This is a genomic window from Burkholderia sp. Z1 (genome assembly GCF_014893795.1).
Taxonomy (GTDB): domain Bacteria; phylum Pseudomonadota; class Gammaproteobacteria; order Burkholderiales; family Burkholderiaceae; genus Burkholderia; species Burkholderia theae.
This window is the reverse complement of sequence record NZ_JACFYL010000001.1, coordinates 3,342,434-3,368,923: the sequence shown is the minus strand read 5'-3', so window position 1 is coordinate 3,368,923 and position 26,490 is coordinate 3,342,434. Positions and strand designations below refer to the sequence as shown.

At 67.9% G+C, this 26,490-nt stretch carries 24 protein-coding genes; 21 read left to right on the top strand and 3 right to left on the bottom strand.

The window, feature by feature from the left end; genetic code table 11:
• Positions 1–11 precede the first annotated feature (11 nt).
• The 6 genes from H3H55_RS15650 (at position 12) to H3H55_RS15625 (ending at position 5,512) form a co-directional block, all read left to right on the top strand.
• Positions 12–1,163 carry a VanZ family protein gene (locus H3H55_RS15650; RefSeq protein ID WP_193099192.1) on the top strand — a complete coding sequence of 384 codons (1,152 nt, stop codon included), beginning with the start codon at positions 12–14 and terminating at the stop codon, positions 1,161–1,163.
• A 150-nt stretch (positions 1,164–1,313) separates the two neighbouring features.
• Complete coding sequence (locus H3H55_RS15645) at positions 1,314–1,631, top strand: (2Fe-2S) ferredoxin domain-containing protein (protein ID WP_006485233.1); 318 nt, start codon at positions 1,314–1,316, stop codon at positions 1,629–1,631.
• 13 nt (positions 1,632–1,644) lie between these two features.
• Positions 1,645–2,289 (top strand): alpha/beta hydrolase, encoded by a 645-nt coding sequence (locus H3H55_RS15640; RefSeq protein WP_048247130.1) that lies wholly within the window; start codon positions 1,645–1,647, stop codon positions 2,287–2,289.
• 623 nt (positions 2,290–2,912) lie between these two features.
• Positions 2,913–4,229 carry a D-alanyl-D-alanine carboxypeptidase family protein gene (locus tag H3H55_RS15635; RefSeq protein WP_048247128.1) on the top strand — a complete coding sequence of 439 codons (1,317 nt, stop codon included), beginning with the start codon at positions 2,913–2,915 and terminating at the stop codon, positions 4,227–4,229.
• Between the two features lie 48 nt (positions 4,230–4,277).
• Positions 4,278–5,204, top strand: coding sequence for a D-amino acid aminotransferase (locus tag H3H55_RS15630; RefSeq protein ID WP_048247127.1), 927 nt, complete (start codon positions 4,278–4,280; stop codon positions 5,202–5,204).
• A complete protein-coding gene (locus H3H55_RS15625; protein WP_011546305.1) occupies positions 5,204–5,512 on the top strand; it encodes a YbeD family protein in 309 nt (102 codons plus the stop codon). Before H3H55_RS15630 ends, H3H55_RS15625 begins: the two co-directional genes overlap by 1 nt.
• Here H3H55_RS15625 and H3H55_RS15620 read toward each other — a convergent pair.
• Positions 5,496–6,482 carry a transcriptional regulator GcvA gene (locus H3H55_RS15620; protein ID WP_193099190.1) on the bottom strand — a complete coding sequence of 329 codons (987 nt, stop codon included), beginning with the start codon at positions 6,480–6,482 and terminating at the stop codon, positions 5,496–5,498. The genes H3H55_RS15625 and H3H55_RS15620 overlap by 17 nt on opposite strands.
• A gap of 102 nt (positions 6,483–6,584) precedes the next feature.
• Here H3H55_RS15620 and H3H55_RS15615 point away from each other — a divergent pair, with 102 nt between their 5' ends.
• From H3H55_RS15615 to H3H55_RS15580, 8 genes are all read left to right on the top strand, one after another.
• On the top strand, positions 6,585–6,911 hold the full coding sequence (locus H3H55_RS15615; protein ID WP_048247164.1) for a DUF2917 domain-containing protein: 327 nt from the start codon (positions 6,585–6,587) through the stop codon (positions 6,909–6,911).
• Between the two features lie 83 nt (positions 6,912–6,994).
• Positions 6,995–7,741, top strand: a complete 747-nt coding sequence (lipB, locus tag H3H55_RS15610; RefSeq protein ID WP_129514705.1) for a lipoyl(octanoyl) transferase LipB — start codon at positions 6,995–6,997, stop codon at positions 7,739–7,741.
• Entirely contained in the window at positions 7,734–8,726 is a 993-nt protein-coding gene (gene lipA, locus H3H55_RS15605; protein WP_048247121.1) for a lipoyl synthase, read from the top strand. Before lipB ends, lipA begins: the two co-directional genes overlap by 8 nt.
• 329 nt (positions 8,727–9,055) lie before the next feature.
• Entirely contained in the window at positions 9,056–9,424 is a 369-nt protein-coding gene (locus H3H55_RS15600) for a helix-turn-helix domain-containing protein (RefSeq protein WP_193099188.1), read from the top strand.
• A gap of 7 nt (positions 9,425–9,431) precedes the next feature.
• A complete protein-coding gene (locus H3H55_RS15595) occupies positions 9,432–10,757 on the top strand; it encodes a type II toxin-antitoxin system HipA family toxin (protein WP_193099186.1) in 1,326 nt (441 codons plus the stop codon).
• A 237-nt stretch (positions 10,758–10,994) separates the two neighbouring features.
• Complete coding sequence (gene tauA / locus H3H55_RS15590; RefSeq protein WP_193099185.1) at positions 10,995–12,011, top strand: taurine ABC transporter substrate-binding protein; 1,017 nt, start codon at positions 10,995–10,997, stop codon at positions 12,009–12,011.
• Between the two features lie 30 nt (positions 12,012–12,041).
• Positions 12,042–12,839: a taurine ABC transporter ATP-binding protein gene (locus H3H55_RS15585; RefSeq protein WP_048247118.1), complete on the top strand. Its 798-nt coding sequence runs from the start codon at positions 12,042–12,044 to the stop codon at positions 12,837–12,839.
• Complete coding sequence (locus H3H55_RS15580) at positions 12,839–13,804, top strand: ABC transporter permease subunit (protein WP_129514704.1); 966 nt, start codon at positions 12,839–12,841, stop codon at positions 13,802–13,804. Before H3H55_RS15585 ends, H3H55_RS15580 begins: the two co-directional genes overlap by 1 nt.
• A 52-nt stretch (positions 13,805–13,856) precedes the next feature.
• Here H3H55_RS15580 and ggt read toward each other — a convergent pair whose 3' ends face one another.
• Entirely contained in the window at positions 13,857–15,731 is a 1,875-nt protein-coding gene (gene ggt, locus H3H55_RS15575; RefSeq protein WP_193099183.1) for a gamma-glutamyltransferase, read from the bottom strand.
• Between the two features lie 93 nt (positions 15,732–15,824).
• Positions 15,825–16,787 carry a LysR family transcriptional regulator gene (locus H3H55_RS15570; RefSeq protein WP_193099181.1) on the bottom strand — a complete coding sequence of 321 codons (963 nt, stop codon included), beginning with the start codon at positions 16,785–16,787 and terminating at the stop codon, positions 15,825–15,827.
• A gap of 151 nt (positions 16,788–16,938) precedes the next feature.
• Between H3H55_RS15570 and H3H55_RS15565 the strand changes: the two genes are divergently transcribed.
• The 7 genes from H3H55_RS15565 to H3H55_RS15535 all read left to right on the top strand — a co-directional run bounded on the left by H3H55_RS15565 (position 16,939) and on the right by H3H55_RS15535 (position 26,486).
• The gene (locus H3H55_RS15565; RefSeq protein WP_193099179.1) at positions 16,939–19,074 is read left to right on the top strand and encodes a 3-hydroxyacyl-CoA dehydrogenase NAD-binding domain-containing protein; all 2,136 of its coding nucleotides are present in this window, start codon (positions 16,939–16,941) and stop codon (positions 19,072–19,074) included.
• Positions 19,075–19,103: 29 nt separating this feature from the next.
• Positions 19,104–20,312 carry an acyl-CoA dehydrogenase family protein gene (locus H3H55_RS15560; RefSeq protein WP_129513055.1) on the top strand — a complete coding sequence of 403 codons (1,209 nt, stop codon included), beginning with the start codon at positions 19,104–19,106 and terminating at the stop codon, positions 20,310–20,312.
• 14 nt (positions 20,313–20,326) lie between these two features.
• Positions 20,327–21,463: an acyl-CoA dehydrogenase family protein gene (locus H3H55_RS15555; RefSeq protein WP_193099177.1), complete on the top strand. Its 1,137-nt coding sequence runs from the start codon at positions 20,327–20,329 to the stop codon at positions 21,461–21,463.
• Positions 21,464–21,493: 30 nt separating this feature from the next.
• Complete coding sequence (locus tag H3H55_RS15550) at positions 21,494–22,699, top strand: CaiB/BaiF CoA transferase family protein (protein WP_193099175.1); 1,206 nt, start codon at positions 21,494–21,496, stop codon at positions 22,697–22,699.
• Positions 22,700–22,796: 97 nt separating this feature from the next.
• The gene (locus H3H55_RS15545) at positions 22,797–23,102 is read left to right on the top strand and encodes a DUF485 domain-containing protein (RefSeq protein ID WP_048247102.1); all 306 of its coding nucleotides are present in this window, start codon (positions 22,797–22,799) and stop codon (positions 23,100–23,102) included.
• Between the two features lie 11 nt (positions 23,103–23,113).
• On the top strand, positions 23,114–24,799 hold the full coding sequence (gene actP, locus H3H55_RS15540; RefSeq protein ID WP_193099173.1) for a cation/acetate symporter ActP: 1,686 nt from the start codon (positions 23,114–23,116) through the stop codon (positions 24,797–24,799).
• 397 nt (positions 24,800–25,196) lie between these two features.
• The gene (locus tag H3H55_RS15535; RefSeq protein ID WP_048247097.1) at positions 25,197–26,486 is read left to right on the top strand and encodes a dicarboxylate/amino acid:cation symporter; all 1,290 of its coding nucleotides are present in this window, start codon (positions 25,197–25,199) and stop codon (positions 26,484–26,486) included.
• Positions 26,487–26,490: the final 4 nt, after the last annotated feature.

Here is a 26,490-nt window from a genome sequence, read left to right as displayed (position 1 = left end):
GCGCAGCCGCGATGAACGCGCCCGGCGCGCCCCGCGCGTCGTCGCTCGCGCGGCAGGCCTTTGCCGCTTACGCGGCGCTCATCGTCTACGCATCGCTGTATCCGTTCGAAGGCTGGGTGTCGCTCGGCATCGGACCGTTCGACTACTTGTTCGCGCCGATGCAGCGCTACGTGACCGCATTCGACGTGGTCACGAACGTGCTCGGCTATTTGCCGTTCGGCGCGCTCGGCGTGCTCGCGCTGCACCCGCGCTGGCGCGGCGTTGCCGCGACGCTGATCGCGGGCGGGCTCGGCGTGCTGCTGTCGGGCTCGATGGAGGCGTTGCAAACCTACTTGCCGACGCGCGTCGCATCGAATCTCGATCTCGCGGCCAATGCGCTCGGCGCGCTGCTGGGCGCGGCGCTCGTCGCGCCGGCCACGGGCGCGCTGCTCGACCGCGGCGCGCTGCGCCGGCTGCGCTTCGCGTGGTTCGAGGTGGACGGCGCGACGCCGCTGCTGCTCGCCGGGCTGTGGCCGTTCGCGATCCTGTTTCCGTCACCGTTCCTGTTCGGTATCGGCGACTGGCCGGCCGCGCTGTGGGAGCGCGCCGACGCGTCGATGCAGGACGCGTTGCTCGCGTGGCTGCCGGCCGCGTGGCGCGTAAGCGAATGGCCCGAGCGCGTCGACGGCTGGTTGTCCGACTCCGCGTGGGAAGCCGCGCTCGGCGGGCTGATGCTGTTCGCCGCGCTGGCGATCGCGTCGCTCGCGATGCGGCCGCGCGCGCCGCGCATCCGGCTCCTGATCGCGTTCGTCGCCGCGACGCTCGTGCTGAAGGCGGCCGCTACGTTCATGCAGTCGGCCACCGGCCTCGTCGTCGTGTGGGCGACGCCCGGCGCGCGGCTCGGGATCGAGCTCGGTTTCGCGGCCGCGCTCGTCGCGCTGCGCGTGCCGGCGACGTGGCGCGCAACGCTCGCGGCGCTCGCGCTGCTGGCCGGCGTGGCGCTCGTCAACCTGCTGCCCGTCAATCCGTTCTTCGACTTCACGCTGTCGGGCTGGCGGCAGGGCCGCTACGTGCACTTCAACAGCATCGCGCGCTGGCTCGCGTGGATCTGGCCCTACGCGGCGCTGATCTGGCTCGGCCAGCGCGTCGAGCACGCGTGGCTGCCGGCCGCGTTGCGCCGCTGACGCGGCGCTTCGGGCGGGGCGGCCGCTGCTTCGTCGCGGGCAGCGGTGCGCGCCGGTCGCTATAATCGTCCGGACCATCATCCGTTGCCCCGTGCAACGGCAATCGCTCCTCTTTCCGCACGGCATCGCGCCGGGCCGCTCGCCACCATCATGGATTCCTACTACCAGCACCACGTCTTCTTCTGCCTGAACCAGCGCGACCCGGGCGCCGAACGCCCGAGCTGCGCGCAATGCGACGCGCAGACCATGCAGGAATACGCGAAAAAGCGCGTGAAGGAACTCGGCCTCGCGGGGCCCGGCAAGGTCCGCATCAACAAGGCCGGCTGCCTCGACCGCTGCGAGGAAGGGCCCGTGATGGTCGTGTATCCGGAAGGCACGTGGTACACGTATGTCGACCAGGCCGACATCGACGAGATCGTCGAATCGCACCTGCGCGACGGCAAGGTCGTCGACCGTCTGAAGATCTGAGCAGGCCGGCCGAATGAACGTTCATACGCAGAAGTCGCTGATCGCGGGCCCGGTCGGGCAGATCGAAATCGCGGTCGACCTGCCCGACGCCGTGCGCGAAGGCGGCGCCGCGCCGCGCGGCATCGCGCTCGTCGCGCATCCGCATCCGCTGTTCGGCGGCACGATGGACAACAAGGTCGCGCAAACGCTGGCGCGTACGCTGGTCCAGCTCGACTACGTCGTCTACCGGTCGAACTTCCGCGGCGTCGGCGCGACCGAAGGCGTGCACGACAACGGCACCGGCGAAGCCGACGACCTGCTCGCGGTGCTCGCGCACATGCGCGCGCAGCCCGCGTATGCGGACCTGCCGCTCGTGCTCGCGGGCTTCTCGTTCGGCACCTTCGTGCTGTCGCACGTCGCGAAGCGGCTGCGCGACGCGGGCGAGACGATCGAGCGGATGGTGTTCGTCGGTACGGCCGCGAGCCGCTGGCAGGTGGCCGACGTGCCCGAGAACACGCTCGTGATCCACGGCGAAACCGACGACACGGTGCCGATCGCATCGGTGTACGACTGGGCGCGGCCGCAGGAGCTGCCGGTCGTCGTGATCCCCGGCGCCGAGCATTTCCTCCATCGCAAGTTGCACGTGCTGAAGCGCATCATCGTCGACGCGTGGCGCTGACCGGCTGACCGCCGACGGCTCACGTCGCGCACCCGGCACCCGCCGGATGCGCCACTTCACCCGCGCGACATCGCGCCGCAGCGTGCGGCGCAACCCGACTTGCACACCGCCTGCGCGCGCTTTTCGCGCGGCTTCGAGCGTGATGACCCGCGGCGCACCCGCGCTATGCTCTCGAAGCCGGTATGCGGCCGTCCGGCGACCGTGCCGTGTCCGACGCCAATCCGTACTGATGTGCTGCACCTTCGCGCCCGTGGCGGCGTGGCAATTCCTCGCGATGCCGCTGCGCATCGCCGCGGTTTGCGCGTTGCCGCGAGCGTGAATCCGCCGGCACATCGGCACCGCCTGGCAGCGGGCACGACACCCGGTTCGCGAAAACGCCCTTCGCGGCCACGTATAATGGCCGCATTCCGCGTCGCCCGCGGCCCGGCTGGGCCCATGCGGCGCTCGTTTCGCCGCCTGTCCGCCCGCTCGCGACGGCCGCGAACCGAACGCGTCCGCACGAGTCCAACCGGCGCGTTTCGCGTCGCCCGACGATTTCGGGCGAGTGCCCGAAACGCCCGCCGCCTTGCCGTTCAACCCTGCGCGTTTCGCACCGCACTTTCTGCCATCAGCCTGAATCGATCATGCGTCTGTCTCCCCAAGGCCTCAAGTCCCTCGCTTCCTCCATCGCCTTTGGCACCGCCGCGCGTAACGTCGCGCTCGGCGTGATGCTGCCTGTCGCGCTCGCGTCGACGATCGTCGTCGCCGAGGCGAAGCCGGCCGCCAAGGCCAAGGCCGCGCATGCGGCGCCGGCCGCCGCCGCCGAGCAGTTCACCGGCGCGCCCGCGACCTACATGCCGGGCGCGGTGCCGCCGCCGGGCGTGAACGCGCGCTCGTGGGTGCTCGTCGATGCGACGAGCAATACGGTGCTCGCGTCGGGCAATGCGGACGAGCGTGTCGAGCCCGCGTCGCTGACCAAGCTGATGACGGCCTACCTCGTGTTCGAGGCGCTCGACAAGAAGAAGATCTCGATGGAGCAGATCGTCACGCCGAGCGACGCGGTACGCCGCGTCGGCCGCGACGAGTCGCGCATGTTCATCGAGGCGAACAAGCCGGTGTCGGTGCACGACCTCGTGTACGGGATGATCATCCAGTCGGGCAACGACGCCGCGATCGCGCTGGCTGAACTCGTCGGCGGCAGCGAAGGGCAGTTCGTCAACATGATGAACGACGAGGTCAAGCGCCTCGGCATGAAGGGCACGCATTTCGCCGACGTGAACGGCATGCCCGACCCGAACCACTACACGACGGCCGGCGATCTCGCGAACCTGTCGGCCCACCTGATCCGCGATTTTCCGCAGTACTACAGCATCTTCTCGGAGAAGGAATTCAAGTACAACAACATCCGCCAGGGCAACCGCAACCGTCTGCTGTGGCTCGACCCGACGGTCGACGGCCTGAAGACGGGCCATACGCAAGCGGCCGGCTACTGCCTGATCGCATCGGCCAAGCGCGCGATTCCGGGCGTGGACGGCCAGCGCCGCCTCGTGTCGGTGATGATGGGCGAGCAGAAGGAAGGCGAGCGCACGCAGGACAGCATGAAGATGCTGAACTACGGCTACAGCGCGTTCGATTCGGTGCGCCTGTTCAAGGGCGGCCAGGCGATCTCGACGCCGCGCATCTACAAGGGCAAGGAAAACACCGTGCAGGTCGGCGTGAAGAGCGACCAGTGGGCGACCGTGCCGCGCGGCCTCGGCGACAAGGTCAAGACGGAAGTCGACGTCAATGCGCCGCTGATCGCGCCGCTCGCGGAAGGCCAGCAGGTCGGCACCGTGAAGATCGTCGCCGACGGCAAGACGCTGTCCGAATTCCCGGTCGTTGCGCTGCAGGCGGTGCCGGAAGCGGGTATCTTCGGGCGTATCTGGGACTCGATCCTGCTGATGTTCAGCAAGAAGAAGTAAGCACGACGGGCCTTTGTTTTCACGACTTCATCCCCATCTGTCATAGCCATGAGCCAAGCCGAATTCGAACCGATCGTCTACCTCAGCGTCTCGTCGCAGGAGGAACTGGTGCCGCTGTCGGAAGCCCGTGTCCCGGTGCTCGACCGCGGGTTCATCTTCGGCGACGGCGTGTATGAAGTCGTCCCCGTTTATGCGCACGACGGCGCGCACGTGCCGTTCCGGATCGAGCAGCATCTGGAGCGGCTCGCGCGCAGCCTGAAGAAGATCGGCATCGAGAACCCGCACGACGCGGCCGGCTGGCGCGCGCTGATCGAGCGCGTCGTCGCGGCGAATGCCGAGGGCCTCGGCGACGGCAACGCACTCGTCTACCTGCAGGTGACGCGCGGCGTCGCGAAGCGCGGCCATGCGTTCCCGGCGAACACGGTGCCGACGGTGTTCGCGATGACGAGCCCGCTGCGCCTGCCGCCGGAAGAGGAGCGCGCGAAGGGTGTGCGCTGCGTGACGGCCGAGGATCGCCGCTGGCTGCATTGCGACATCAAGTCGATCTCGCTGCTCGGCAACGTGCTGATGGCGCAACATGCGGCCGAACGCGACGCGTTCGAGACGCTGCAGTTGCGCGACGGCTACCTGACCGAAGGCTCGTCGTCGAACGTGTGGATCGTGAAGAACGGCGAGCTGCTCGCGCCGCCGCGCAGCAACAAGATCCTCGAAGGGATCCGTTATGCGCTGGTCGAGCAGCTTGCCGACGAATGCGGCATTCGGTTCGTCGCACGCGAGATCAGCGAGGTCGAGCTGCGTGCCGCGGACGAGATCATGATCACGTCGGCCACGAAGGAAGTGCTGCCCGTCACGTCGCTCGACGATCTGCCCGTGCAGGGCGGCAAGCCGGGCCCCGTGTTCGCGGCGTTGTACGACGCGTACCAGCGTGCGAAGGCACGCGAGTTTGAACAGTTTGACCTAACCCGGAGAAAATGATGAGCGAACCGACCAAAACCGTCGAGGTCACCGGCGCGATCGAGACCCGGAAGGAGTCGCTGCTGGAGTTCCCGTGCGATTTCCCGATCAAGATCATGGGCAAGGCGCACCCCGAGTTCAAGGACACGATCTTCAAGGTCGTCGCCGTGCACGACAACGAGATCGATGTCGAGAAGATCGAGGAGCGCGCGTCGAGCGGCGGCAATTACACGGGCCTCACGATCACCGTGCGCGCGACGAGCCAGGAACAACTCGACAACATCTACCGCGCACTGACCGGCCATCCGATGGTCAAGGTCGTACTTTAAGCGCCTTCCATCCTCCTTCCTGCGCGCACTCGGCGGGGGTCTTCCCCGCCGCGCGCCGCGCGTCCAGCTCGTCGCACAATCGCTTGTATTCGGCGACTTCCTCGAGCAGCCAGGTCCTGAACGCCTGCACGCGCGGCGTGTTCAGCAGCGGCGGCGGACACACGAAAAAATAGTGCCACGGGCTCGGCCCGTCGATGTCGAACAGGCGCACGATGCGCCCGTCCAGCAGGTCGTGCACCGCGAGCGAGCGGCGCACCAGCGCGATGCCCTGGCCGTCGATCGCGGCCAGCAGCAGGTTCGACGAATCCTGGTACAGAATCCCCCGCTTCGGCTCGGTCAGCGTATCGAGCCCCGCCGCGTCGAACCACGGCCGCCACAGCTCGTCGTCCGAGCGCAGCAGGTTGTAGTGCACGAGATCGGCGGGCGTCTGCGGCAGCTTGCCGCCGTTCAGCGTCGGTGCGCACGCCGGAAAGAACACTTCCTCGAACAACGGCTCGACATGCAGCCCCGGATAGGTGCCGAAACCGAAGCGGATCGCGAGATCCACGTCGTCGCGCGCGAAATCGGTGAGCGAGTTGGTCGATTGCAGCTCGACGTCGATTTCCGGATGCCGCTCGATGAACCTGCCGATGCGCGGCGTGATGAAGCGCGCGGCGAACGACGACAGCATCGACACCACGAGGCGCCGGTCGCGGTCGCTCGCGCGCACGTCGCGGGTCGCGTCGGCGATCACCATCAGCGCGCCGCGCACCTGCTGCGCGTAGCGCATGCCGGCGTCGGTCAGGCACAGCCGCTTGCCGTTGCGCGTGAAAAGCTGCACGCCGAGCTCTTCCTCGAGCGCGCGCACCTGGTGGCTGACCGCGCCGTGCGTGACGAACAGCTCGTCGGCGGCGCGCGAGAAATTCTCGTGACGGGCGGCGGCTTCGAACGCGCGAATCGCATTCAGCGCAGGTAGCTGTCGGAGGTCCATTTGCTAATTTTCCTCACATCGACGTGAAAATTGGTCGTTTGGTCGGACGCCTTGAAGTGACTACGATTGTAGCCATCGAAGCATTTATTGGCGGAGTCGATCATGCAAGAAATTTCTTCAAGCATCACGTTCGAAATCCCCGCGGGCGAAACCGTGCCGATGAAGGTGCAACGCAGCACGCGGCTGGTTGTCCAGTGCGGGCCGGTGTGGGCCACGCGCAGCAACGACGTCGACGACTACTTCCTGGTCGACGGCGAGACGCTGAAGCTGCGCCGCGGCGAGCGGCTGTGGCTCAGCGCGGAAGGCCGGGAGGGCGCGTGCGTCGCGTTCTCGGTGTCGCGGCCGACCCGGGAGGTCGCGCTCGGCGGGCTGGCACGGCTGCGCGAACGCGTCACCGCGCTGTTCCATGACGGATGGCGCACCGTCTGACCGGCATTTTGTCCGACGGATACCGGGTATCCGTCCCTTTCCAGGGCCGGCGAGACCCATGGGTTTTCGGTAAACTACCGCCCATGTCCGTTTCGCCGGTTTCCATCGTGTCCACGCCTGTCGCCGTTTCCGCAACGCCCGCCGAATCGCCGGTTCACCCGGTCACCGTGCGCTGGCGGGGCGTCGAGCCCTACGAAACGAGCTTCGACGCGATGCGCGCGTTCACCGACACGCGCACGGCCGACACCGGCGACGAGATCTGGGTGGTCGAGCATCCGCCCGTCTACACGCTCGGCCAGGCCGGCGACCCGGCCCACCTGCTGGTGGCCGACAGCGGCGTGCCGCTCGTGAAGGTCGACCGCGGCGGACAAATCACCTACCACGGCCCCGGCCAGATCGTCGTCTACCTGCTGCTGGACCTGCGCCGGCGCAAGCTGATGGTGCGCACGCTCGTGACGAAGATCGAGGAGGCCGTGATCGAAACCCTCGCGGCGTATAATCTCGCTTCGGTCCGCAAGGCGGGCGCGCCCGGGATCTACGTGGCATCCGGCGCGCACGAAGGCGCGAAAATCGCGGCCCTCGGCCTGAAGATCCGCAACGGCTGCAGCTATCACGGGCTGAGCCTGAACGTGAAGATGGATCTGCGCCCGTTTCTTGCGATCAACCCGTGCGGCTATGCCGGACTGGAAACTGTCGACATGGCGAGCCTCGAGGTTGCCGCCGACTGGAACGACGTCGCCCACACGCTGGTGCGCCGTCTGATCGCCAACCTCGACGGCGCATCCGCGGCCGCCGACAAGCCGCAGGCACTGGAACATTCGAATGACTGACGTTACCGCTTCTCCCGCACCGGCCGATTCGGCCGCGACCCCGGCCTACGATCCGACCGCCAAGCAGAAGGCGCAGGCGAAGACGGCGCGCATCCCGATCAAGGTCATTCCGATCGAGAAGCTGAAGAAGCCCGAGTGGATCCGCGTGAAGGCGGCCACCGGCAGCTCGCGTTTCAACGAGATCAAGACGATCCTGCGCGAGCACAACCTGCACACCGTGTGCGAGGAAGCGAGCTGCCCGAACATCGGCGAATGCTTCGGCAAGGGCACCGCGACGTTCATGATCATGGGCGACAAGTGCACGCGCCGCTGCCCGTTCTGCGACGTCGGCCACGGCCGTCCCGATCCGCTCGACACCGATGAACCGAAGAACCTCGCGCGCACGATCGCCGCGCTGAAGCTCAAGTACGTGGTGATCACGAGCGTCGACCGCGACGACCTGCGCGACGGCGGTGCCGCCCACTTCGTCGAGTGCATCCGCGAAACGCGCGAGCAGTCGCCGGACACGCGCATCGAGATCCTGACGCCGGACTTCCGCGGCCGTCTCGACCGCGCGATCTCGATCCTGAACGCCGCGCCGCCCGACGTGATGAACCACAACCTCGAAACGGTGCCGCGCCTGTACAAGGAAGCGCGCCCGGGTTCGGACTACGCGCACTCGCTGAAGCTGCTGAAGGATTTCAAGGCGCTGCATCCGCACGTCGCGACGAAGTCGGGCCTGATGGTCGGCCTCGGCGAGACCGAAGAGGAAATCCTGCAGGTGATGCGCGACCTGCGCGCGCACGACGTCGACATGCTGACGATCGGCCAGTACCTGCAGCCGTCCGAGCACCACCTGCCGGTGCGTGCGTATGTGCATCCGGATACGTTCAAGATGTACGAGGAAGAGGCGTACAAGATGGGCTTCACGCACGCGGCCGTCGGCGCGATGGTGCGTTCGAGCTATCACGCCGACCTGCAGGCGCATGGGGCCGGCGTGGTCTGAGCGTCGCGTTCCCGCTGCATTCACGCAGTCGAAAAAGCCCGCAGCGATGCGGGCTTTTTTGTTGGGGCTGCTCGGAATATGCCCAACCGGCCGAATTGATCTCCGGCCGGTTGTGCTCGAGCATGGGTGGTGACGACGAAGTGTCGGTCCGTGTGATACGCCAAGGTTGCTGCCGATGGTGTTCGCGTTGTGCGCGACAGCATGCTGTTTCTCGGCGATATTCTTTAAGGTATCCGATAGGAGCTTTTATCTAATTTTATGATTCTCATGAGAGCTATTACAGATCCAATGACCTTGAGATCGTTGGATCTCCTCCTATAATAGGTCTCATGGAAACCGTAAATCGAGATAAAGGTCCGGGTGAGAGCCATAAGGATGAGCGACCCCTGCCTGTCACCGTGCAGCGTACGCTCAAGAAACTGGGCAGCGACATCAATCGCGGCCGGCGTCGGCGCGGCTTGACGCAACAGGCACTGGCCGAGCGCGTCGGTGCGGGGCTCAGCACGATCAAGCGTCTGGAGGCCGGCGATCCGCGCATGCAACTGCATGTGCTCGCGCGCGTGCTCCAGGTGTTCGGTGAACTCGACCGGCTGAGCGATCTCCTCGACAGCGCACAGGACGACGTCGGGCTTGCGCTGATGGACGAGCAACTGCCGCGGCGGATTCGCACGCGCAAGAAAACCACCCACGCATTTTGAGTAGCGAATGAACGGCAAAGCGATCAAACCGGATATCAGCGAGGCGCTGGACCTGCATATCGGCACGGCCGGGTTGCCTGTCGGGCAGGTGCTGTACGTGAGTCAGGGGCGGCGTGAGTTGTCCCAGTTCGTCTACGACGAGACCTGGCTGACGCATCCCGATCGCTTCGAGATTTCTCCCGACCTGCCGCTGCAACCCGGCTATCACACCCGTCGCGCGCCGCGTGCCGTGGATTCGGTCTTTCACTTCGCGCTCGCCGATACGGAGCCCGATGCATGGGGCCGGCGCGTCATCGATCGCGCGCACGCGAAGCTGCGCCGGACCCAGCCCGACCTGAGGCCACTCAACGAGCTGGATTATCTGTGTGCGGTGGACGACTTCAGCCGGGTCGGTGCGCTGCGCCTCTGTCGTGCGGGCCAGTACCTGCGGACCGAAGAGGGCGGTCGCCGGACCACTCCGCCGTTCATCGAGCTCGAGCGGATCGCCGATGCCACTCGCGCGCTCGAGGCGGGCACCGATACGACCGCCGATCTGCGTTACCTGCAGGGCAAGGGTACGTCGCTGGGCGGCATGCGCCCGAAATGCACGGTACTGGACGAGCATGGCAGGTTGGCGATCGGCAAGTTTCCGAGTATCGGCGACACCATCAGCGTGACGCGGGCCGAAGTGCTCGCGCTGCGTCTCGCGCGCGCGGCCGGGATCGACGCGGCGGGGGCGCGATGCGTGAAGGTAGGCGGCACGCCAGTCGCGCTCATCGAGCGGTTCGACCGGACCGACGACGGTCTTCGCATTCCGTATCTGTCTGCCGCATCGATGCTTCAGGCATCCCGCCATGAAGAGCATGCCTATACCGAGATCGTGGACGTCATGCAGCAGCGCGGCGCGCGTCCGCTCGACGATGTCCGCCAGCTCTGGCGGCGCCTGGTGTTCAACCTGCTCATCACGAACACCGACGACCATCTGCAGAATCTCGGTTTTCTGTACGACGGCGACGGGCGCTGGAGGCTCGCACCCGCGTTCGACGTGAATCCGATGCCCGGCAAGCTGCGTGAATCGAAAACGTGGCTTACCGAGGATACCGGTCCTATCGATTCGATCGACATGCTGCTCGAAACATGCGGCTATTTCGCATTGACGCGCGAGCAGGCGCTTGCCGTGACGGGCGAGGTGTTCGATGGGATTCAGGGCTGGCGGCGCGTTGGCCAGTCGGCCGATATCGGCATGACGGCCCGCGAGCTCGACGATCTCGAGGATGCGTTCGAACACGCTCAGACGGAACGGGCGCGCGCGCTTCTCGGCAGACCGCTGCGCCGCATCGCACACGAAGGCTGACCGATTCACGCCCATCAAGGCCGCGCATGACTCAAGTCGGGCATGTTCTCAATGAAACGTGCCACCCGCGCCCCCGCACCGCAACCGCCACCCGACCGGACGCGCAATCCGGTCGAGCGTGGAAAGCAAAGCTGAAACGGCATCGATAGCTTCGCAGGATAAGTTCGCTCCCGCCGCGCGCAAAGCTCCTATAGTCGGCTCTCCCGCAGCAATGCCCGCATTCCGAAGGAGAGCCGCATGTCCCGTTTCAGCTTCATCCGCCGCGCCGTCGTCGCGCTGACCGCCCTGGCCGCGTTCGGCGCGGCACACGCCGAATCGCGCGAAGTCGTGATCGCGTACCAGGACATGGTCGTGCCGTGGCGCTACGCGCAGGCGAGCGGTGAAGTCGAAAAGGCGACCGGCTACAAGGTGACGTTCCGCAAGCTCGACAGCGGCGCCGACGTGATCCGCGCACTCGCGTCGGGTTCCGTGCAGCTCGGCGAAGCCGGTTCGAGCCCGATCGCGGCCGGGTTGTCGCAGGGGCTCGACATCTCGCTGTTCTGGGTGCTCGACAACATCAACGACGCCGAGGCGCTCGTCGCGCGCAACGGCTCGGGCGTCACCAGCATCGCAGCGTTGAAGGGCAAGAAGATCGGCGTGCCGTTCGTGTCGACGTCGCATTTCCATACGCTCGTCGCGCTGCAGGCCGCGGGCGTCAATCCGAACGACGTGAAGATCGTCAACCTGCGTCCGCCGGAAGTCGCGGCCGCCTGGGCGCGCGGCGACATCGACGCGACCTATATCTGGGATCCCGTGCTCGCGAAGGTCAAGCAATCGGGCACCGTGCTGACGACGTCGGGCCAGGTTGCGAAAGAAAGTGGCAAGGCGACCTTCGACGGCTTCGTCGTGAGCCGCAAGTTCGCGCGCGACAACCCCGAGTTCGTCGCGCGTTTCGTGAAGGTGCTCGCGGCCGCCGATGCCGACTACCGTGCGCATGCGGCCGCGTGGAAGGTCGGCTCGCCGCAGGTCGCGGCGGTGGCGAAGGTGTCGGGCGCGAACGCGCAGGACGTGCCGGCCAGTCTCGCGCTCTACGCGTTCCCGACGGCGGCCGAGCAGGCGTCGCCGACGTGGCTCGGCGGCGGTGCGCAATCGGGCGCCGCGAAGTCGCTCGCGGCCACCGCCACGTTCCTGAAATCGCAGGGCACGATCCAGACGGTGCTGTCCGACTATTCGGCCGGCGTCGATCCGCAGTTCGTGCAGAAGGCCGCGCGCTGAGCGCGGCGACCCATCGCGGAGCCATCGACCATGAGCACGCTGGAAGTCCGTCAGGTATCGGTTGCCTATCCGGGCGAGCGCGGACGGCCGACGACGCAGGCGCTCGCGCGCGTCGACCTGCGCATCGACGCCGGTGAATTCGTCGTCGCGCTCGGCGCGTCCGGGTGCGGAAAGACGACGCTGCTGAACTGCATGGCCGGGTTCGTCGCGCCGACGACCGGCGACGTGCGCGTCGACGGCGTGCCGGTCACGGGCCCCGGCGCCGATCGCGGCGTCGTGTTCCAGAAATACGCGCTGCTGCCGTGGCTCGACGTGCTCGACAACGTCGCGCTCGGGCTGCGCTTTGCGCGCGTGTCGAAGGCCGAACGCGAAGCGCGGGCGCGCGAGATGCTCGCGCTCGTCGGGCTCGACGGCCATGCGCATGCGCGCGTGTACGAACTGTCGGGCGGGATGCAGCAGCGGGTCGGCATCGCACGCGCGCTCGCGAGCGATCCGCGCGTGCTGCTGATGGACGAGCCGATGGGCGCGCTCGACGCGATGACGCGCGGCACGATGCAGGCGCTCGTGCTCGACGTGTGGGCGCGTACCGGCAAGACGGTGTTCTTCATCACGCACGATGTCGAGGAGGCGCTGTTCCTCGCGACACGTCTCGTCGTGATGACGCCGGGCCCCGGCCGGATCGCGGAAACCTTCGAACTGCCGTTCGCGCGTCGTTACGTCGAATCGCGCGATGCGCGCGCGGTGAAGTCGTCGCCGGATTTCATCGCGTGGCGCGAGCGGCTGATCGCGTACCTGCATCGCGACGAGGCGGTCGCGGAGCCCGCGTGATGCGCGAGCTCGCGCGGCAGGGCGTGGCCGTCGGGCGCGGCCGGAACAGCACTTTGACCAGGCAGGACAACATGAGCACGCAGGATTCGTGGGCGGCCGATCGCGCGGCCGCGGGTTTCGAGCAGGACGAGCGCGCGACGCGGCGTCCTGCGGCGGCGCGCCCCGTGCGCGCGTCGCACCGGTACCGGTTGCCGGGGCAGGGGAAGACGGCCGGGCTGAGCGCGGCGACGGTCGCGGCGCTGGCCGCGCTGTGGTGGGTCGCGACGCATCGTCAGTGGCTGCCGCCGCTGTTCCTGCCGGCACCGGAAGCCGTATGGACGGCATTCGTCGACGCATGGCACGGCCGCATCCAGGGCGGCCTGCCGCTGTCCGAGCATCTGCTGTGGAGTGCCGCGCGCGTGTTCGGCGCCTTCCTGTTCGCGACCGCGCTCGGCGTGCCGGCCGGCATCCTGATGGGCGTGAGCCGCGTCGCGCGCGGCGTGCTCGATCCGCTGCTGGAGTTCTACCGGCCGCTGCCGCCGCTCGCATACCTGCCGCTCGTCGTGATCTGGTTCGGCATCGACGAAACGGCGAAGCTCGTCGTGATCTTCCTCGCGTGCTTCGCGCCGATCGCGATGGCCGCGCGCGCCGGCGTGCGTGCGGCGACGGTCGAGCAGATCAACGCCGCGTATTCGCTCGGCGGCAGCTTCGCGCAGATCGTGCGCCATGTCGTGCTGCCGGCCGCGCTGCCGGAGATTCTCACCGGGCTGCGGATCGCGATCGGGTTCGGCTGGACGACGCTCGTCGCGGCCGAGATGGTCGCCGCGACGGCCGGGCTCGGGCAGATGGTGCTGAACGCATCGAGCTTCCTGCGCACGGATATCGTCGTGATGGGCATCCTGATCATCGGCGCGATTGCGTGGCTGTTCGACCTCGCGATGCGATGGGTCGAGCGGCGGATCGTGCCGTGGAAGGGCAGGGGCTGATGCGGCCCAGATTACGCGGGCGACGCACACACGCCGCCCCGGCCTGCCGCGCTCATTCGCCCATCACGATCCCTTCTCGCCGCGGGTCCGCGCCGCCGAACCACACCGTCTGCCCCTGCACGTTCAGCCGCTGGATGCCCTGCAGCCCCGAGTTCATCTCGACGACCTGCACGTCGTGCCCGCGGCCCTTGAGCCCTTCGGCGAGCGCGTCCGACACGCGGCCGCGCTCGAGCTGCGTCGGCCCGTTCATCGACCCGAAGTTCGGCAGCGCGATCGCCTGCTGCATTGTCATGCCCCAGTCGAGCACGCCGACCAGCGCCTTCGCGACGTGATTGATGATCGCGGGGCCGCCGGCCGAGCCGACGATCATCGTCACCTGCTTCGTCTTCTTGTCGAACACAAGCTCCGGCGACATCGCCGAGCGCGGCCGCTTGCCGGGCTGCACGCGGTTCGCGACCGGCCGGCCGTTGTCGTTCGCCACGAACGAGAAATCGGTGAGCTGGTTGTTCAGCATGAAGCCGCGCACCATCAGCCGCGAGCCGAACGCATCCTCGATGCTGGTCGTCATCGACAACGCCTGCCCGTAGCGGTCGACGATCGCGATGTCGGACGTCGACGGCAGTTCGGGGCTGCGGTCGTCGGCCATCGCGAGCGTCGCGCCCTGCGGCGTGCCGGCCTGCGCGACGCCCATGCTGTTGTCGCCGATCAGGCGCGCGCGCTGCGCGAGATAGGTCTTGTCGGTGAGGCTCGCCCAGTTGCCGCCCGGCAGCGGCACGAAATCGGGATCGGCGACATAACGCGCGCGGTCCGCATACGCGAGGCGTCCGGCTTCGCTGAACAGGTGCGCGGCGAACGGCGTCGGCTCGTAGCCGACGTCGTTGCGCACCGGCTTCTGCGCGCCGATCTGCTGCCAGTCGGGCATCGCCTCGAGGATGCCGAGCATCTGCGCGATCGCGAGGCCGCCCGACGACGGCGGCGGCATCCCGCAGACGACCGAGCGCCGGTAGTCGGCGCACAGCGGCGTGCGCACCTTCGCCTTGTAGCGCGCGAGATCCTGCAGCGACAGCAGGCCCGGATTGGTCGGGTGCTTGCGCACCTTCGTGACGATGTCGCGCGCGATCGCGCCGGTGTAGAGCGCGTTCGCGCCGCGGTCGGCGACCTGGCGCAGCACGGTCGCGAGCGCCGGGTTCTTCAGCACCGTGCCGGCCGCCTTCGGCGTGCCGTCCGGGTTGTAGAAGTACGCGCGCGCGGCCGGGTCGTTCTTCAGGTACTTGTCGTTCGCGATCAGCATCGCGAGTCGCGGGCTGATCGTGAAGCCGTGCTCGGCGAGCCGGATCGCCGGCTGGAACAGCCGGCGCCACGGCAGCTTGCCGTGCGCGCGGTGTGCGGCGTCGAGCATGCGCAGCACGCCCGGCGCGCCAACCGAACGCCCGCCGACGACGCCTTCGTAGAAACCCATCGGCTGGCCGGTCGGGCCGTAGAACAGGCGGTCGGTCGCGGCGGCCGGCGCGGTTTCGCGGCCGTCGTACGCCTGCGTCGCCTTGCCGTCGAAGTACAGCATGAACGCGCCGCCGCCAATCCCCGACGATTGCGGCTCGACGAGCGCGAGCACCATCTGCGTCGCGATCGCGGCGTCGATCGCGGTGCCGCCGGCTTTCAGCATGTCGTAGCCGGCCTGTGTCGCGAGCGGGTTCGCGGCCGCGATCATGAAGTGCTGCGAGGTCCAGCCCGGCTTGTCGGTCCAGCCGGACGACTGCTCGGGCGCGTGGAAGCCGGGCAGCGGGACGGCGGTGCCCGACGCGGCGGCAACCGGGACGACGGCGCCCGACGGCGTGGACGGGGACGTGCAGCCGGCGTTGAACGCGACGAGCGCGACGGCGGCGAGCAGCGTCCAGGGACGCGAATGCGGACGAATCCGGTCGAACATTGAACCCTCGGCAGCAGTGAATTCGGTGGCGGCGGCGGTGCCGGCGCAACGGGGCTGCCCGCGCAGGCTGCGCGCCGTGCGCGCCCCGGCGCGCTATTGTCGCCGCGCGGCCGGCGGATTGTCACCCGACAGGAAACCCTGACGCATCCCGCCGGGCCCGCCCCGGCCGGTCTTTCCGGCCTGTTCGAGGATGAACTCTATGAACGTCGACGTCGCGCGCGTGTGGTGCCGGTTCGGCATGTAGAGCATGTACATGTGCGTGCCGAAGATGCTGAGCCGGTACGCGTCGAGCGACGTGACGACGGCGCCGCGCCGCATGTCGTCCTGCACCACGTAGTCGGGCACGATGCCGACGCCGATCCCCGCGAGGATCGCCTGGCGCAGGAACAGGAAGTTCTCCGAAATCAGCGTCGGCTCGAGCAGCACTTCATGCCGCTCGTCGCCGAGATACGCGGCGATCCTGAGCTGGCGGCCCATCACCGTCGCGGTGACGACCGGCGCGGCCGCGAGCGCGCCGAGGCTCGACGGCATCCCGTGCGCGGCCACGAACGCGGCCGACGCACACGCGACGTAGCGCACCGCGCCCATGTCGCGCGCGACGAGGTTCTGCGGCGGTTCGGGCATCACGCGCACCGCGATGTCGATCTCGTCGCGCATCAGGTCTTCCACGCGGTTCTCGAACACGACGTCGAGCACGATGCCCGGGTGCAGCCGCTTGAACGCGAGCAGCCATTCGGACATCACCATCTGCCCATAGCCGCTCGGCACCGACAGCCGCACGCGGCCCTGCAGGTCCTGGCCGAGCGTCGTCACCGATTCCTCCGCGGCGAGCAGCTCGTTGCGGATGCGCCGGCCGTGCTCGTACAGCTTCAGCCCGATCTCGGTCGGCTCGATGCGCCGCGTCGTGCGCCGCACGAGCTGCTGGCCGATCGAGCGCTCGAGCTGGTTGAGCCGATAGCTGACGTTCGCGCGACTCATCTTGAGCCGCTGCGCGGCTTTGCTGAGATTGCCGGCGTCGAGGATCTCGACGAGCAGCGTCAGCGCGTTCAGGTCCATGCGTGTGCTCCTGATCCGTCCCGTTTAACGGTCGGAAAGCATTCAGTGTCAAGTCAGACTTGACAGCTTGTAAAGGCGTGCGGGAATTGTCAATGAATCTCGATCAATCGAGAATCGGGACATGCTTGGTGCACACACCACAGGAGACACCATGAATTCCTCCGCATCGCCCGCCACACCCCAGGCCGGCACCGTCACGCGCGAGCGGCGCGACAAGGTGCTCGTCGTCACGATCGACCACCCGCCCGTCAATGCGTTGTCCGCCAACGTGCGGCGCGGCCTCGCCGACGCGCTCGACGCCGCGCAGGCCGACGACGCGATTCGCGCGGTGCTGATCGTCGGCGCCGGCCGCAACTTCATCGCGGGCGCCGACATCCGCGAATTCGGCAAGCCGCCCGTGCCGCCGTCGCTGCCCGACGTGTGCGAGCGGATCGAATCGGGCACGAAGCCGGTCGTGGTCGCGCTGCACGGCGCGACGCTCGGCGGCGGCCTCGAAGTCGCGTTGGCCGCGCATTACCGGCTCGCGGTGCCCGGCGCGAAGCTCGGGCTGCCCGAAGTCACGCTCGGCCTGCTGCCCGGCGCGGGCGGCACGCAGCGCGCGCCGCGCCTGATCGGCGCGAAGGCCGCGCTCGACCTGATGCTGACGGGCCGCCACGCGAGCGCCGACGAAGCGCTCACGCTCGGCCTCGTCGACCGCGTCGCGCACAGCGACGACACGCTCGCCGAAGGCCTCGCCTACACGCAGGAACTCCTGTCGCTCGGCGCGCCGGTGCGCCGCACGCGCGATGCGCAGGGGCTCGCCGATCGCGCGGCCGCGCAGGCCGCGATCGACGCGGCGCGCGCGGAGCTGCCGAAGAAATCGCGCGGGCTGTTCTCGCCGGCGAAGATCGTCGACGCGGTCGAGGCCGCGCTCACGCAGTCGTTCGACGCGGGGATGAAGTTCGAGCGCAGCCTGTTCCTGCAGTGCATCGACAGCCCGCAGCGCGCGGGCCTCGTGCATGCGTTCTTCGCGGAGCGCGAAGCGGCGAAGGCGCCCGAGGCGCGGCGGGCGAGCGCGCGGCCAGTCGAGCGGATCGGCGTGGTCGGCGGCGGCACGATGGGCGCGGGGATCGCGGTCGCGGCGCTCGACGCCGGATTGCCGGTGACGATGATCGAACGCGACGAAGCGTCGCTCGCGCGCGGCCGCGCGCACGTCGAGAAGGTGTACGACGGCCTCGTCGCGAAAGGGCGGATGACGCCGGCCGCGCACGCGGCGCGGCTCGCGCGTTTCAAGGGCAGCACGTCGTACGACGCGCTCGCGCAGGCCGACGTCGTGATCGAGGCCGTGTTCGAGGACATGGCCGTGAAGCAGGCCGTGTTCGCCGAGCTCGCGCGCGTCTGCAAGCCGGGCGCGGTGCTCGCGACCAACACGTCGTATCTCGACATCGACGCGCTGGCCGCGAGCATCGACCGGCCGGCCGACGTGATCGGCCTGCATTTCTTCTCGCCGGCCAACGTGATGAAGCTGCTCGAGATCGTCGTGCCGGCGCGCGTGAGTGCCGACGTCGTCGCGACCGCGTTCGCACTCGCGAAGCAGTTGAAGAAGACGCCGGTGCGCGCGGGCGTGTGCGACGGCTTCATCGGCAACCGGATCCTCGCCGTCTATCGCACGGCGGCCGACTACCTGATGGAAGACGGCGCGTCGCCGTACCAGATCGATCGCGCGGTGCGCGCATTCGGCTTCCCGATGGGGCCGTTCCAGGTCGTCGACCTCGCGGGCGGCGACATCGGCTGGGCGACCCGCAAGCGCCGCGCGGCGACGCGCGACCCGCGCGCGCGCTACGTGGAGATTTCCGACCGGCTGTGCGAGCGCGGCTGGTTCGGGCAGAAGACGTCGCGCGGCTACTACCTGTATCCGGACGGCGCGCGCGTCGGCACGCCGGACCCTGAGGTCGACGCGATCGTCGCGGCAGAGCGCGCGAAGAAGGGCATCACGCCACGCACGTTCAGCGACGACGAAATCCTGCGTCGTTACCTCGCCGCGATGATCAACGAAGGCGCGAACGTCGTGCACGAGAAGATCGCGCTGCGTCCGCTCGATGTCGACGCGGTGTTCCTGTACGGCTATGGCTTCCCGCGCTATCGCGGCGGCCCGATGCATTACGCGGACACGCTTGGCCTCGCGAACGTGCTCGCCGATATCCGCGCGTTCGCGAAGGAGGATCCGCTGTTCTGGAAGCCTTCGCCGCTTCTCGTCGAACTCGTCGCGCGCGGCGCGGATTTCGCGAGCCTGAACCGCGTCGACTGAACGCCAACCGCATTCGCAACGGACCGAAGATGGACCTCAATTTCACTCCCGACGAGGAAGCGTTCCGCACGGAAGTGCAGCGCTTCCTGCAAGCCGAACTGCCCGAGCGCATCGCGCGCAAGGTGAAGGGCGGCCTGCATCTCACGCGCGACGACATGCGCGAATGGCACGCGATCCTCAACGCGCGCGGCTGGCTCGCGAGCCACTGGCCGCGCGAATACGGCGGCCCCGGCTGGAGCGTCGCGCAGAAGTTCCTGTTCGACAACGAATGCGCGCTCGCCGGTGCGCCGCGCATCGTGCCGTTCGGCGTGAACATGCTCGGCCCCGTGCTGATCAAGTACGGCAACGAAGCGCAAAAGCGCCACTGGCTGCCGCGCATCCTCGATGGCACCGACTGGTGGTGCCAGGGCTACTCGGAGCCGGGCGCCGGTTCCGATCTCGCGGCGGTGAAGACGAGCGCGGTGCGCGGGATCGACGCGCAGGGCGAGCACTACATCGTGAACGGCCAGAAGACGTGGACCACGCTCGGCCACTACGCGAACATGATCTTCTGCCTCGTGCGCACCGCGACCGACGTGCGCAAGCAGGAAGGCATCAGCTTCCTGCTGATCGACATGAACACGCCGGGCGTCGACGTGCGCCCGATCATCACGCTCGACGGCGAGCACGAGGTGAACGAAGTGTTCTTCACCGACGTGCGCGTGCCGGCGGACAACCTCGTCGGCGAAGAGAACCGCGGCTGGACCTACGCGAAATTCCTGCTCACGTACGAGCGCACCAACATCGCCGGGATCGGCTTCTCGACGGCCGCGCTCGACCGGCTGCGCGCGGTCGCCGCGAAGGTGACGAAGAACGGCAGGCCGCTCGCGGACGATCCGTTCTTCGCGGCGCGCGTCGCGCGCGTCGAGATCGAGCTCGAGAACATGCGCACGACCAACCTGCGCGTGCTGGCCGCGGTCGCGGGCGGCGGCGCGCCGGGCGCGGAAAGCTCGATGCTGAAGATTCGCGGCACGCAGATCCGCCAGGAGATCACGTCGCTGATGCGGCGTGCGATGGGGCCGTACGCGCAGCCGTTCGTCGACGCAGCGCTCGATGCGGACTACGACGGCGAACCGGTCGGCCCGGACGACGCCGCGAGCGCCGCGCAGCAGTACTTCAACAACCGGAAGCTGTCGATCTTCGGCGGCTCGAACGAGATCCAGAAGAACATCATCGCGAAGATGATGCTCGGGCTGTAACGAGGGACGCGACGATGGATTTCCAGCACACAGAAGACCGCCGGATGCTGGCGGACACGTTGAACCGCTTCATCGCCGAACAGTACGCGTTCCCGGTGCGCGATCGCATCGCGCAGTCGGCCGAAGGCTTCGATCGCACGATGTGGCAGCGCTTTGCCGAGCTCGGCACGGTCGGCGCGCTGTTTCCCGAAACCGACGGCGGCTTCGGCGGCGCGGGTTTCGACATCGCCGTGGTGTTCGAATGCCTCGGGCGCGGGCTCGTTGTTGAGCCGTTCCTCGGCGCGCTGCTGGCCGGCCGCGCGCTGTCGCTGGCCGGCGGCGACGCGCATCGCGACAAGCTCGCGGCGCTGATCGACGGCAGCGCGAGCGCCGCGTTCGCGCACGACGAGCCGGGCTCGCACTATGAACTGACGACCGTGCGCACACGCGCCGAACGATCGGGCGACGGCTGGGTGCTGACGGGCGCGAAGGGCGTCGTCGACCAGGCCGCGCAGGCGGCATTCTTCGTCGTCAGCGCACGCGTGTCGGGCCGCGACGACGATGCGGCCGGCATCGGCCTGTTCGTCGTGCCGGCCGACGCGCCGGGCGTGTCGCTGCGCGACTACCGGAAGATCGACGGCGGCCGCGCGGCGGAGGTGCGCTTCGAGCGCGTCGCTCTGCGAGCCGATGCCGCGCTCGGCGATCACGACGGCGAAGCGGGCGCGGCGCTGCTCGAACGCGTGCTCGGCTACGGGTTGCTCGCGCTGTCGGCGGAAGCGCTCGGTGCGATGGACGTCGCGAAGGAGCACACGCTCGAATACCTGCGCACGCGCAAGCAGTTCGGCATGCCGATCGGGAGTTTCCAGGCGCTGCAGCACCGGATGGCCGACCTGTTGCTCGAAGTCGAGCAGGCGCGCTCGGCCGTGATCAACGCGGCCGCGCAGCTCGATGCGCCGCGCGTGGTGCGCGAACGCGCGCTCGCGGCAGCCAAGGTCAGCATCGGCCGGATCGGCACGCTCGTCGCGGAAGAGAGCATCCAGTTGCACGGCGGGATCGGGATGACGTGGGAGCTGCCGCTGTCGCATTACGCGAAACGCCTCGTGATGATCGATCATCAGCTCGGCGACGAGGATCACCATCTCGCGCGCTACATCGCGCTGTCGAAACAGTAAAAGCAAACGACGCGAATGGAGGAGACAAGGATGACGAACGAACCGCGCGCGTTGCCGCTGGCCGGCGTGAAGGTGCTCGATTTCTCGCGCGTGCTCGCGGGCCCGTGGTGTGCGATGGTGCTCGCCGATTTCGGCGCGGAAGTGATCAAGGTCGAGCATCCGGCGCGCGGCGACGATACGCGCGACTGGGGGCTGCGGATCGGTGACACCGAGACCACGTATTTCAACAGCGTGAACCGCAGCAAGCGGTCGATCTGCGTCGACCTGCAGACGGAAGCCGGACAGCGCGTCGCGCGCGAACTGGCCGCGCAGGCCGACGTGGTGATCCATAACTTCAAGTTCGGCGGCGCGGAAAAGCTCGGCCTCGGCTACGACGCGCTGGCCGAGCTGAATCCGCGCCTCGTGCACTGCGCGATCTCGGGCTACGACCGTTCGGGCGCCGAGGCCGCGCGGCCCGGCTACGACCTCGTCGTGCAGGGCGAGGCCGGGCTGATGGCGCTGAACGGCGAGGCCGGCCAGCCGCCGCTGAAGTTTGGCGTCGCGGCGGTCGACCTGTTCACCGGCATGTATTCGGCGCAGGCGATCCTTGCCGCGCTGTACGAGCGCCATGCGACCGGGCGCGGGCGGCGCATCGAGATGGCGCTGTTCGACTGCGGGCTGATGATCACCGCGTACTACGGGCTCGACGCGCTGCTGATGGGCGAGGACCCGCCGCGCTACGGCAACGCGCATCCGTCGATCGTGCCGTACGGCGTGTTCGACGCGGTCGACGGCCCGCTCGTGATCACGGTCGGCAACAACACGCAGTTCGCACGCTTCTGCGATGCGATCGAGCGGCCTGACCTCGCGGCCGACGCGCGTTACAAGACCAACCTCGGCCGCTCGGAAAACCGCGCGGACCTGCTGCCCGAGATTCGCCGCGAACTCGCGCGCCGGTCGCGCGCGACGCTGCTCACGGCGCTCGCCGACGCGGGCATTCCGTGCGGCGAAGTGCTCGGCTTGCACGAAGCGCTGACGTCCGAGCGCGCGACCCGCGCCGGGCTCGTCACGCGGCAGCCGCATCCGGTCGCGGGCGAGGTCGACTTGCTGGCACCGCCGTACCGCTTCGACGGCGCACGGCTGCCGGTGCGCGGCGCGCCGCCGGTGCTGGGCGCGGATACGGACGCGGTGCTCGGCGGCTGGCTCGGGATGTCGGCTGATGAAGTCGCGCGGCTGCGTGCGGATCGCATCGTGTAACGCGTTTAATTGCCGCCGCGGCGCGGGCGGATCGGATCACGCGCCGGCCATCCACAAGACACTTCTCGCGACATGACGAGAAGACATTGGAGACACCATGGAGCTTTCCGTCATCGAATCGGTCACGGCGCGCCGCGACTACCAGCAGCTCGTGCGTGCGCGGCGCCGCTTCAGCTTCGTGCTGACGGCGCTGATGATCGCCACCTACTACGGCTTCATCCTGTTCGTCGCGCTTGCGCCGCACGTGCTCGCGACGCCGCTGTACCGCGGCGCGACGACGACGGTCGGGATCGCCGCGGGCGTCGCGATCATCCTGGTCGCGATCGGCCTGACCGCGTGCTACGTGCTGCGCGCGAACCGCGTGTTCGACCGCCGGGTCGACGCGATTCTTCAGCGCTCGTGATGGAGGCCGACATGCGACGCACATCGATCGCGCTCGGCGCGCTTGCTTCTCTCGTTTCCTCCGTCGCCCATGCGGTATCCGTCGCGGGCCCGATGCCTGACAAGGTCGAACTGAACCCGGTCGCGATCGGGATGTTCTTCGCGTTCGTGTTCGCGACGCTCGCGCTCACACGCTGGGCCGCGCGCCGCACCCGCTCGACGCGCGACTTCTACACGGCCGGCGGCGGCATCACCGGGCTGCAGAACGGCCTCGCGATCGCCGGCGACTACATGTCGGCCGCGTCGTTCCTCGGGCTGTCCGGGATGGTGTTCATGTTCGGCTTCGACGGGCTCATCTATTCGATCGGCTTTCTGGTCGGCTGGCCGTTCGTGATGTTCCTGATCGCCGAGCCGCTGCGCAACCTCGGCAAGTTCACATTCGTCGACGTCGTCGCGTACCGCTTCGCGCAGCGGCCGATCCGGCTGATGACTTCCGCGAACGCGCTGACGATCGTCGTGCTGTACCTCGTCGTGCAGATGGTCGGCGCGGGCAAGCTGATCCAGCTGCTGTTCGGGCTGTCGTACGGCACGGCCGAGCTGATCGTCGGCGTGCTGATGGTGGTCTACGTGTTTTTCGGCGGGATGACCGCGACGACCTGGGTGCAGGTGATCAAGGCCGTGCTGCTGCTGTGCGGGGCGACGCTGCTCGCGTTGCTCGCGCTCGGCGAATTCGGCTTCAGCGTCGACGAGATGTTCCGCCGCGCGGTGGCCGTGCACCCGGGCGCGCTCGGCATCATGGGGCCCGGCAAGCTGATCCGCGATCCGGCCAACGCGCTGTCGCTCGGGATCGCGCTGATGTTCGGCACGGCCGGCTTCCCGCACATCCTGATGCGCTTCTTCACGGTGCCGAACGCGAAGGAGGCGCGCAAGTCGGTGCTCTATGCGACCGGCTTCATCGGCTACTTCTACCTGCTGACCTTCGTGATCGGCTTCTCGGCGATCGTGCTGCTCGCGCAGCATCCGGAATTCTTCCGGCTCGCCGCGAACGGCACGTTCAACCTGACGCACGACCTGCTCGGCGGCTCGAACATGGTCGCGGTGAAGCTGGCGCAGGCGGTCGGCGGGAACTGGTTCTACGGCTTCATCGCGGCCGTCACGTTCGCGACGATCCTCGCGGTGGTCGCGGGCCTGACGCTCGCCGGCGCGACGACGATCTCGCACGACCTGTACGCGCAGATGTGGGCGCGCGGCAAGCCGGACGAGCGCCTGGAGATGCGCATCTCGCGTGCGGCGACGATCGTGCTGTCGGCCGTCGCGATCGGGCTGTCGATCCTGTTCGAGCACGTGAACGTCGCGTTCATGGTCGGACTCGTCGCGGCGGTGGCCGCGAGCGCGAATTTCCCGGTGCTCGCGATGTCGATCTTCTGGCGCGGGATGACGACGCGCGGCGCGGTGCTAGGCGGCGGCCTCGGCCTCGTGTCGGCGGTGGCGCTCACGGTGCTGTCGAAGTCGGTGTGGGTCGACGTGCTGCACCACGCGCACGCGCCGGTGTTCCTCGACAACCCGGCGCTCGTGTCGGTGCCGCTCGCGTTCATCGGGATCATCGTCGGCTCGCTCGCGGATCGCGGCGAGCGCGCACGGCGCGAGCGCGCCGCGTTCGAGCAGCAGGAGTTCTACGCGCAGACGGGCCTGCTGGCCGGCAAGGCCGTGCAGCACTGATTCGTCGGATGAATGTGCGTATCCGTCCGGATCGCCGGACGGATATTTTCCGGAAATCCGGAATCCCGGATTTCCTTGCCTGCCGCATTGTGAGAAATACAATGAAAACAACGGCTTGAGGGGTTTCGGGAACCTGGCATCGACCTTGCAATATAAAACGCATGGCCGCCCACCGGCCTGACTATTAAACAAGCGTTGCATGGGACCCGAGTAAGCGCTGAAGCGCTAACTCGGGTCGACAGGAGACAATCGATGACCACTGCCTTCCTCCCCCTCCGGACGTCTTGAGGCATCGCTTGTTGCGGCACGGCAGCCGCGCGGGCGAGTGACTCCCCTGGCATTCGCCCGCGCGCGTGACGCCGTATCCACCGGCTCATCTACTTCAGCAGGAACCATCGTGAAGAAGAAACCCTTCTACAAAGTGCTCTATGTGCAGGTGATCTTCGCCATCATCGTCGGCGTGATCCTCGGCCACTACTACCCGTCAATCGCCACCGACATGAAGCCGCTCGGCGACGGGTTCATCAAGCTAATCAAGATGGTGATCGGTCCGATCATCTTCTGTACGGTCGTCACCGGCATCGCCGGCATGGAGGACATGAAGAAGGTGGGCCGCGTCGGCGGCAAGGCGCTGCTGTACTTCGAGATCGTGTCGACCTTCGCGCTGCTGCTCGGCCTCGCGGCCACGCACATCCTGCGTCCGGGCGTCGGCTTCAACATCGATCCGGCGACGCTCGACGGCAAGGCCGTCGCGTCGTATGCGGCGAAGGCGCACGGGCAGTCGACGGTCGACTTCCTGATGCACATCATCCCGAACACGATGGTCGATGCGTTCGCGCAGGGTGAAATCCTGCAGATCCTGCTGATCGCGCTGCTGTTCGGCAGCGTGCTCGCGCACCTCGGCGAGCGCGGCAAGGTCGTCACCGACTTCATCGACGGGCTCACCCGCGTGCTGTTCGGCATCGTGCACATCGTCACGAAGCTGGCGCCGATCGGCGCGTTCGGCGCGATGGCGTTTACGATCGGCAAGTACGGCGTCGGCTCGCTGGTGCCGCTGCTCAAGCTGATCGGCACGTTCTACCTGACGTCGGTCGTGTTCGTGCTCGTCGTGCTCGGCACGATCGCGCGCTTCACGGGCTTCTCGATCATCCGCTTCGTGTCCTACATCAAGGAAGAGCTGCTGATCGTGCTCGGCACGAGCTCGTCGGAAGCCGCGCTGCCGCAGCTGATGGAAAAGCTCGAGAAGGCCGGCTGCTCGCGTTCGGTCGTGGGCCTCGTCGTGCCGACCGGTTATTCGTTCAACCTCGACGGCACCAACATCTACATGACGATGGCCGTGCTGTTCATCGCGCAGGCGACCAACATCGAACTGACGTGGATGCAGCAGCTCACGCTGCTGGCGGTCGCGATGCTGACGTCGAAGGGCGCGAGCGGTGTCACGGGCGCGGGCTTCATCACGCTCGCCGCGACGCTGGCCGTGGTGCCGACGATCCCGCTGTCGGGCATGGTGCTGATCCTCGGCATCGACCGCTTCATGAGCGAATGCCGCGCGCTGACCAACATCGTCGGCAACGGCGTCGCGACGGTGGTCGTGTCCGCATGGGAGAAGGAGCTCGACCGCAACAAGCTGCGCCAGGCGCTGAAGGGCGGCGGCGAAGTCGCGGCGACCGAGACGGCCGGCGTCTGACATC

Excerpts from the sequence above, each read along its gene's own strand:
- H3H55_RS15595 (WP_193099186.1), top strand. The coding sequence starts at position 9,432 with ATGAACGGCAAAGCGATCAAACCGGATATCAGCGAGGCGCTGGACCTG.
- actP (WP_193099173.1), top strand. The coding sequence starts at position 23,114 with ATGCGACGCACATCGATCGCGCTCGGCGCGCTTGCTTCTCTCGTTTCC.
- H3H55_RS15580 (WP_129514704.1), top strand. The coding sequence starts at position 12,839 with ATGCGCGAGCTCGCGCGGCAGGGCGTGGCCGTCGGGCGCGGCCGGAAC.
- H3H55_RS15620 (WP_193099190.1), bottom strand. The coding sequence starts at position 6,482 with ATGGACCTCCGACAGCTACCTGCGCTGAATGCGATTCGCGCGTTCGAA.
- H3H55_RS15615 (WP_048247164.1), top strand. The coding sequence starts at position 6,585 with ATGCAAGAAATTTCTTCAAGCATCACGTTCGAAATCCCCGCGGGCGAA.
- H3H55_RS15585 (WP_048247118.1), top strand. The coding sequence starts at position 12,042 with ATGAGCACGCTGGAAGTCCGTCAGGTATCGGTTGCCTATCCGGGCGAG.
- H3H55_RS15600 (WP_193099188.1), top strand. The coding sequence starts at position 9,056 with ATGGAAACCGTAAATCGAGATAAAGGTCCGGGTGAGAGCCATAAGGAT.
- H3H55_RS15650 (WP_193099192.1), top strand. The coding sequence starts at position 12 with ATGAACGCGCCCGGCGCGCCCCGCGCGTCGTCGCTCGCGCGGCAGGCC.
- H3H55_RS15560 (WP_129513055.1), top strand. The coding sequence starts at position 19,104 with ATGGACCTCAATTTCACTCCCGACGAGGAAGCGTTCCGCACGGAAGTG.
- lipA (WP_048247121.1), top strand. The coding sequence starts at position 7,734 with ATGACTGACGTTACCGCTTCTCCCGCACCGGCCGATTCGGCCGCGACC.
- H3H55_RS15555 (WP_193099177.1), top strand. The coding sequence starts at position 20,327 with ATGGATTTCCAGCACACAGAAGACCGCCGGATGCTGGCGGACACGTTG.
- H3H55_RS15550 (WP_193099175.1), top strand. The coding sequence starts at position 21,494 with ATGACGAACGAACCGCGCGCGTTGCCGCTGGCCGGCGTGAAGGTGCTC.
- H3H55_RS15570 (WP_193099181.1), bottom strand. The coding sequence starts at position 16,787 with ATGGACCTGAACGCGCTGACGCTGCTCGTCGAGATCCTCGACGCCGGC.
- H3H55_RS15625 (WP_011546305.1), top strand. The coding sequence starts at position 5,204 with ATGAGCGAACCGACCAAAACCGTCGAGGTCACCGGCGCGATCGAGACC.
- H3H55_RS15645 (WP_006485233.1), top strand. The coding sequence starts at position 1,314 with ATGGATTCCTACTACCAGCACCACGTCTTCTTCTGCCTGAACCAGCGC.
- lipB (WP_129514705.1), top strand. The coding sequence starts at position 6,995 with ATGTCCGTTTCGCCGGTTTCCATCGTGTCCACGCCTGTCGCCGTTTCC.
- H3H55_RS15635 (WP_048247128.1), top strand. The coding sequence starts at position 2,913 with ATGCGTCTGTCTCCCCAAGGCCTCAAGTCCCTCGCTTCCTCCATCGCC.
- H3H55_RS15565 (WP_193099179.1), top strand. The coding sequence starts at position 16,939 with ATGAATTCCTCCGCATCGCCCGCCACACCCCAGGCCGGCACCGTCACG.
- H3H55_RS15545 (WP_048247102.1), top strand. The coding sequence starts at position 22,797 with ATGGAGCTTTCCGTCATCGAATCGGTCACGGCGCGCCGCGACTACCAG.
- ggt (WP_193099183.1), bottom strand. The coding sequence starts at position 15,731 with ATGTTCGACCGGATTCGTCCGCATTCGCGTCCCTGGACGCTGCTCGCC.
- H3H55_RS15640 (WP_048247130.1), top strand. The coding sequence starts at position 1,645 with ATGAACGTTCATACGCAGAAGTCGCTGATCGCGGGCCCGGTCGGGCAG.
- H3H55_RS15630 (WP_048247127.1), top strand. The coding sequence starts at position 4,278 with ATGAGCCAAGCCGAATTCGAACCGATCGTCTACCTCAGCGTCTCGTCG.
- tauA (WP_193099185.1), top strand. The coding sequence starts at position 10,995 with ATGTCCCGTTTCAGCTTCATCCGCCGCGCCGTCGTCGCGCTGACCGCC.